Below are 7,408 nucleotides of genomic sequence, written 5' to 3'. Positions count from 1 at the left end.
CCCCTTAACAATATGCGTTAATTCTAACTCCGGATGGAAATGCCACTTGTTGTAGAATTGGGAAAATTGATCAATTCTTGCTACAAAGGCTTCCTCCGAATTTGAATCAACTTTCTTGAATATCGGCTTCATATTGAATGATTTTTTCCAAATGTAAGTCGATATCAATAATATATCATCATAAATTGGTAAGATTTGGCAAATTTTGCTTTCTCGTTACGTCTAATTTTGGTGTGTTGATTTATACTTACCTACCACCATACCATGACAGCGGCACAAGAATCTTTCTACATTCAACAATTTAAATTGGGGGATACAAGTTCGTTCCAAGTCTTATACCAACATTACCATAAACCCATTTTGCGCTATGGAAAATCACTATTCCCGCAATATGAAGATGATGTAAAAGACGCCTTTCAAGATATTTTTATATCCCTATGGAAAGCCAAGGAAAGGTTGACCGTGGACCAAACATTAGATTTCTACCTAAAGCGGAGTATCAAAAATCACATGATACGCATCCTACAGAAAAAGTTAAAATATGATCCAATTCCTCACGGGAATGAAGCTGACTACGTAACATTCGGAGACGAATCAAACGCATTGTCAAACTTAATTGAATCTGAAGTAATGACACAAAAAGAGAAGATTTACCTCCAGAAATTAAATCAATTGACCAAAAGACAAAGATTCCTTTTTACCGAAAGATTCATCAATGAAAAATCAGTCGAAGAAATCATGAAGGAACAAAACCTAGCTAGGCAAACAGTTTACAACATGATTCACAGAAGCATTAATATCCTAAAGGAGGCTTAATCAGCTAAATTAAGGCATTTGGCCTATGAAAACCCTATAGGAGAAACGCGACGTAGACGCGAGGTATCGCGTCTCTACAAATACGGCCTGCCGTCTCTACAAATTCGACGTAGACGCGAGGTATCGCGTCTCCACAAATACGGCCTGCCGTCTCTACAAACGTGCAAATTTATTGCATGAATTTATCCATCAGTTGGACCGTCTTATCGAACCAACGGGTGAACAACAGAAACGTATGCGGTGAATTTTCATGGGTATACACATCCGTAAATAGGCCAAATTGGCCCATCTGAGTACGAAAATCATCCCTTCCCGCATGCATACGCGCAACACCTGAATTGATAAATAACACCGGCGGATCTTGTTTGGATACATGGTGCAAGGCAGATGCCTGATTCCAAAGAGTCGGATTTTCTGTTTTCGAATAGCCAAAATAAGAGGTGGCGGCCGACATCCGCACGCGGTCATCTCCCTCGCCCGACTCCGGATGGATATAAGCCAAAATCCCATCCAAGTCAATCACACCTTTGATTTTTTGTCCTTTGCCAAACAGATTTTCATCCTGCACAGATCCTAATAAAGCCGCCATCTGGCCGCCCGCCGAATAACCTGCGACGAATATTTGCTTCGAATCGATATGAAGCTTGTTGGCTTGTTGGTGCAAATAAATCAACGCCGCCTGCGCATCTTCCATCGCAGCTGGATACAAGGCCTCGGTAGACAAGCGGTATTCCGCTAGAAAAACGCGGTATCCTTTTTTGGCCAAAGCCTGAGCCAACGCGACATGTTGGGACCGATGACCCGTTCGCCAACCACCCCCATGAAAAAACAAAAGCGTCTTTCGGGAGCGATTATCTGTTGGCTCATATACGTCCAAGACTAATTTCCGTTGGTCTATTTGTTTGTAAACTACCGTTCTTTTGGCTTTAATTTCGGATGCGGTATATTCCGCTAAACGTAAGGTAGGATCTGATTTGAGCGCTGATTGCCAGGCTGAATAATTGGCAAAACTGGTATCAGGAATACCGGTGAGGCCTTGGGTATTTTGGGCCAATAAGCCCTGACAAACAAACAATAAAAGGATTCCGATCTTGCGCATATATTATAAAGGTAGGGAATCGAATTTTATAATCATTCTTAGTAACTTGGACTTTTCAAATCTGAACCTATGCAAAAATTACGTGTATTAGTGGTGGGATGTGGCAACATGGGTGCCTCCCACGCGACAGCCTATCATAACTCAGCCGCTTTCGAAATTTGCGGTCTCGTTTCTCCTGGCAAAAGCAAGGAGACATTGAATCAAAAACTTGGCGGATCTTACCCATTATTCAACGAATATGTATCGGCCCTAGCTGAAACCAAACCCGATGCCGTTTGCATCTCTACTTATCCAGACACGCATGAAGCGTACGCCATTGCGGCGATGGAAGCGGGTTGCCATGTGTTTATTGAAAAGCCCATTGCGGATAGTTTGGCCGGTGCCATCCGTGTGGCTGAGGTAGCTAAAAAAACAGGCAAAAAACTCGTTGTTGGCTATATTTTACGCCACCATCCTTCTTGGATCAAGTTTATTGAAATTGCCAAAGAAATGGGAAAACCGCTCGTGATGCGGATGAATTTAAACCAACAATCCCACGGATATATGTGGGATGTACACCGTAATTTGATGGCAAGTTTAAGCCCAATCGTAGATTGCGGCGTGCATTATATCGATGTCATGTGTCAAATGACGCGTTCGAAGCCGGTTCGTGTTTCGGCGATTGGAGCGCGGATGACGGAAGATATTCCGGCTGGAAATTACAATTATGGCCAACTGCAAATTCATTTTGAAGATGGTTCCGTGGGTTGGTACGAAGCGGGTTGGGGCCCAATGATCTCCCAAACAGCTTACTTTGTTAAGGACGTTTTTGGCCCGAAAGGTTCCGTATCCATTGTGGCGCAAAATGCGAGTGGCGAAGGAAAATCGGATTCAGTAGAATCCCATACCAAAACCGAATCACTGCGTGTGCACCATGCTGATATCAATGCAGAAAATGAATTCACCCGCGCAGATGAGTGGATAAATCTAACCGACGAACCGGATCATCAAGGATTATGTGATCGCGAGCAGGCCTATTTTTTACATGCCATTCAGGACAATGTGGACTTAACTGACCACGTCGAAGACGCGGTAAACAGCTTACGAATCGCATTCGCTTGTGATGAGTCGGTAAGGACGGGGAAGATGGTGGTGCTTTAAGTAGTCATCAGTCGTTAGTCGCTAGTCGCTAGTCTAAAGGGAAAAAGTCCGAAGTCCGTAGGAAAAGGGTTGAAAGCTAATGGCTTTAAACATTATTCTATAGACTTCGGACTTTTTACTTTTCCCCTCCGGACTTCGGACTAATTCCCTCCGGACTTATTTCTTTTCCCCTCCGGACTCCCTGCCTCCGGACTAACGACTAGTGACTGACGACTATTTCAAATATGTCCCCAACCAATTCCCCACCTCCTGATAATGAAATTTCGAATTATCCGGACTTAGAATCCAGTGATTCTCGCCAGGGAAAACAATTAATTTACTTGGGATTTGTAAACGTTGGTGAATACTCCAGTTTTCGAGCGTATTGTTGATCGGTACGCGGAAGTCATTTTCCCCTACGGTCAACAACATCGGTGTTTTGAAATTAGCAGCAAAGCGCATCGGATTTTGCTCTTTCCAAGTTTTGGTAGGGACCCAAGGTGCTCCGCCATTCATTAATTCACGACCCCAAATTACATCCGACGTTCCCCATTGTGCTTCTGAATTAACCAATCCCGCGTGAGCAACTAAACATTTAAAGTGTGATGTCGTGGCTTGCATCCAGTTGGCCAAATGCCCACCATACGAAGCTCCACCCGCGGCTTGTCGGGAAGCATCGATAAACGGATAGCGTTTAATCGCATCTGCAGCCGCCTCTAAAATCTCATTCCCGGGTCCTTTAAACGGATCAAACTGAATGTCTTGGGCGAATTTCTCGCCATAGCCTACAGAACCCGTATAATCAGTCATGACAATGACATAATTAGATGACCCTAAGACGTATGGATTCCAGCGGAAATTAAATGCATCTTTAAACGAAATGGCCGGTCCCCCGTGCATCAGAACAAATAGTGGATATTTTTTGGATGCATCAAAGCCCGCGGGGCGCAAGATAACACTACGGATCATTTTACCGCGAGATGTTTTGGTCCAAAAAACTTCAGATTTAGGCAAATCCAATGAGCCCAAAACAACATCATTTGCTTTGGAAATTGCGATACTTTTCCCCGCATCCCAAACAAATACTTCTGCAGGTGCAGCGATATTTTGATACGTATAGGCCATCTTATTTCCTGAGACTGAAAGACCGGTAATAGAACCTGCGTCTCCACCAAGCATGTAGGCATAGCCCCCTTTATCAATGGAAACTTGAATTGCACGATCTACGCCTTGATCCTCTATACTCGCATAAATGGATGTACCCGAAATTTCCCAATCATTGATTGGGCGGTCTAGCCCAACGGCCAGTTCGGTACGTTGGTCCATCGACGGCCAAGCGAAACGATAAATATGGTCTAAGTAGTAAATTTTATCCCCATTCACGTGTCCCGTAGCTATCAAATATTTGCCATCCTCGGTAAATTGCACTTGCGAATAGTCGGTTTTATCCGAGCTTAGTAACTTTTCTTTACCACCGGCAATCGTAACGGAATACATGTGAGAATTGGCAGATTGGTAAGCCGTTGTATTGTATTCAGTAGTAGCAGTGAAAATGATTTGAGAAGCATCTGGTGAAAAGGCAAACGAACCTAGTTGAAAACCTTTTGATTCAACCAAACTAACCTGAGAAAAAATATTTTTAGGTGTTGGCTTTACCGACGTTAAATCCAACACATACATGTGGGATTGTTTATCATCCAACCAAGAATCCCAATAACGAATAGGGAATGAGGTGTAAACGCGTGCTTTGGTTTTAATTTTCTTCTTCTCATCGGCCATTTTCTTACTCAATGAATCCGTAAATGCTGTTGCGAATACCCTGGAAGTAAAGGCAATTTTGCTGCCATCTGAACTAATTTTAGGGGTAAGTACACCGGTAGAAATGTTCGTGATTCTTTGGGCTTCCCCACCTAAATCCAAATTTAATTGATACAATTGAGCGACTTCATCCCCTTCACGCTTTGCGGTAAAATAGATTTGGTTTAGGGTAGGATGCCAGAAGTAACTTTCTTCACCCCCTTTGGAATTTGTAATTTTACGTGGTTCAGTTGAACCATCTGAAGCAGCTAGCCATAAATCCGATGTTTGTTCATCCAAATTATAGGACGTTTCGACCCGACTGTATACCACCCATTTACCGGAAGGGCTGAGTGCTGGTGTACCGATTTTTTTTAACATCCACATGCGCTCATGCGTCATGGCAGGTTTTTGCCCAAAGGAATTAAAGCCACTGGCAAATAGAATAATTAGAAGAATATTTTTCATGTAAAACATTTAGGTTCGTAAATTAGTTGATATTTCTTCATCTATAATAAACTTATGAAAAAAAATTACGCAGTACTTAGTCTGGCGTTAACCTTGGGTATGAGTACCTTAAACGCACAAACTCCGGCCAAATTCATTGACCGATCAAACATGAATCTTTCTATAAAACCTGGAGATGACTTCGTGGAATATTCAAATGGCACTTGGTTGAAAAACAATGTCATTCCAGCCAAAGAAACGCGTTGGGGTAGTTTCAACCAACTTCGTGATTTCAACATCAATGCCGTAAAAACCATCCTGGAAGGAACGCAGAGCTCAACCGCAGCTGCAGGTTCTGTTGAACGTCGCGTGGCTGATTTCTATTCGGCAGCGATGGATAGTTTAACGATTGAAAAACTTGGTTTTTCACCTATTCAAGCTGATTTAAACCAAATCAACGCGATTCAATTCAAGTCCCAGATCATCACGGAAATTGCCCGAATGCGCAAGACCGGTGCAGGGTCTCCCCTGTTCAGTTTCTACGTAGGTCAAGACCGCAAGCAAGTAGACAAAATGGTTCCACAGTTGGGCCAAGGCGGAACATCGTTACCTGATCGCGATTTGTATTTAAAGTCAGATGCGCGTAGTTTGAAAATTCAAGAAGGATTTAAAACCTACGTAACGAGCTTATTTCAGTTAATTGGAACTTCTCCAGCTCAAGCGAAAGCAAATGCAGAGTCTATTTTCCAATTGGAGAAAAAATTAGCAGAAGCGCAAATGTCCCGTTTAGAAATGCGCGATCCATATAAGACATATAACAAGCTTGTTTTTGCGGATTTCAACCAGAAAACACCCGCATTCAATTGGGCATTGACGTTCCAAGATTTTGGCACATCTGCGCCTGATTCGGTATTGGTTTCGGCTCCTAAATTCTTTGAGTCTGTGAACAAAATGTTAATCGAAACGCCCGTTGAGACTTGGAAAACCTATTTAACATGGAATCTGTTGAAAGGTTCTGCTAGCTATTTGAGTTCTCCATTTGTCAATGCAAGCTTCACATTCAATCAAGTTGTGAGCGGTCAAAAAGCGCAAACACCCCGTTGGCAACGCATGTCATCCCTCACGGATGGGGTTATCGGTGAATTACTGGGCCAGTTATATGTTGCCAAATATTTCAAGCCAGAAGCAAAAGAGCGCATGATAGAATTGGTTGCGAATCTACGCAAGGCATTTGAAATGCGCATTAACCGCCTTGAGTGGATGAGTGCAGAAACGAAGCAAAAAGCTTTAGCTAAATTATATGCATTTACACCGAAGATCGGTTATCCAGATATTTGGAAAAATTATGAAGGATTAGAAATCTCAGCAAATTCATTCTATCAAAATATGCGCAATGCAGGTGCATGGGGTTTCCAAGAGAACATCGCGCAGATAGGAAAGCCAGTAGACCGCACAAAGTGGGGCATGACGCCGCCTACGGTTAATGCATATTACAGCCCGGTAATGAATGAAATTGTATTTCCAGCAGGTATTTTGCAGTTCCCATTCTTTGACGGAAAAGCAGACGATGCTATCAATTATGGTGGAATTGGGGCTGTTATTGGCCATGAAATGTCACATGGATTTGATGATACAGGTAGTAAATACGACAAAGACGGAGCCTTACGTAACTGGTGGAGCAAAGATGACTTAGCTAAATTCAATGCAAAGACCGAGCAATTAGGCAAGCAATTTGATGCCTATACGGTATTGGATACGATCCATGTGAATGGTAAGTTTACCATGGGTGAAAACATTGGTGACTTAGGTGGTTTAAACATCGCCTACGAAGCATTCAAAATGACGAAGCAAGGCAAGTCCAAAACGAAAATTGATGGATTTACACCAGACCAACGATTCTTCTTGGCATGGGCTCAAGTTTGGAGAAGTAAAACATTGCCAGAAACAGCAGCGAATTTGGTTCAAACAGATCCACACTCGCCTGCTCAATACCGGACAATTGGCGCACCTGTTAACATGGACGCGTGGTACCAAGCCTTCCATGTGAAACCAGGTGATAAGTTGTATAAGAAGCCGGAGGATCGAATAAAAATTTGGTAAAATTGTAGAGACGCGTTACCTCGCGTCTTT

At 42.9% G+C, this 7,408-nt stretch carries 5 protein-coding genes; 3 read left to right on the top strand and 2 right to left on the bottom strand.

Going from position 1 to position 7,408, the window contains the following annotated elements; genetic code table 11:
• The first annotated feature begins 264 nt into the window (after window positions 1–264).
• Window positions 265–816, top strand: a complete 552-nt coding sequence (locus tag ACIQZ2_RS11415; protein ID WP_395768981.1) for an RNA polymerase sigma factor — start codon at window positions 265–267, stop codon at window positions 814–816.
• 169 nt (window positions 817–985) lie between these two features.
• Here ACIQZ2_RS11415 and ACIQZ2_RS11410 read toward each other — a convergent pair whose 3' ends face one another.
• Complete coding sequence (locus tag ACIQZ2_RS11410; protein WP_395768980.1) at window positions 986–1,915, bottom strand: alpha/beta hydrolase; 930 nt, start codon at window positions 1,913–1,915, stop codon at window positions 986–988.
• A 69-nt stretch (window positions 1,916–1,984) separates the two neighbouring features.
• On the opposite strand from ACIQZ2_RS11410, the gene ACIQZ2_RS11405 reads away from it, so the two are divergent.
• Window positions 1,985–3,055: a Gfo/Idh/MocA family protein gene (locus tag ACIQZ2_RS11405; protein ID WP_395768979.1), complete on the top strand. Its 1,071-nt coding sequence runs from the start codon at window positions 1,985–1,987 to the stop codon at window positions 3,053–3,055.
• A gap of 213 nt (window positions 3,056–3,268) precedes the next feature.
• Here ACIQZ2_RS11405 and ACIQZ2_RS11400 read toward each other — a convergent pair whose 3' ends face one another.
• Window positions 3,269–5,299: a S9 family peptidase gene (locus tag ACIQZ2_RS11400; protein ID WP_395768978.1), complete on the bottom strand. Its 2,031-nt coding sequence runs from the start codon at window positions 5,297–5,299 to the stop codon at window positions 3,269–3,271.
• 54 nt (window positions 5,300–5,353) lie between these two features.
• On the opposite strand from ACIQZ2_RS11400, the gene ACIQZ2_RS11395 reads away from it, so the two are divergent.
• The gene (locus ACIQZ2_RS11395; protein ID WP_395768977.1) at window positions 5,354–7,378 is read left to right on the top strand and encodes a M13 family metallopeptidase; all 2,025 of its coding nucleotides are present in this window, start codon (window positions 5,354–5,356) and stop codon (window positions 7,376–7,378) included.
• The last annotated feature ends 30 nt before the right edge of the window (window positions 7,379–7,408 follow it).

Origin of the sequence: Aquirufa sp., assembly GCF_044342065.1 — a bacterium.
In the GTDB taxonomy this organism is placed as follows: domain Bacteria; phylum Bacteroidota; class Bacteroidia; order Cytophagales; family Spirosomataceae; genus Aquirufa.
Note: the sequence above shows the minus strand (reverse complement) of the source record. Positions and strands in the feature narration are given on the sequence as shown.

Bases quoted from the DNA above. Each gene is read 5' to 3' on its own strand.
- ACIQZ2_RS11395 (WP_395768977.1), top strand. From the start codon at position 5,354: ATGAAAAAAAATTACGCAGTACTTAGTCTGGCGTTAACCTTGGGTATG.
- ACIQZ2_RS11400 (WP_395768978.1), bottom strand. From the start codon at position 5,299: ATGAAAAATATTCTTCTAATTATTCTATTTGCCAGTGGCTTTAATTCC.
- ACIQZ2_RS11410 (WP_395768980.1), bottom strand. From the start codon at position 1,915: ATGCGCAAGATCGGAATCCTTTTATTGTTTGTTTGTCAGGGCTTATTG.
- ACIQZ2_RS11405 (WP_395768979.1), top strand. From the start codon at position 1,985: ATGCAAAAATTACGTGTATTAGTGGTGGGATGTGGCAACATGGGTGCC.
- ACIQZ2_RS11415 (WP_395768981.1), top strand. From the start codon at position 265: ATGACAGCGGCACAAGAATCTTTCTACATTCAACAATTTAAATTGGGG.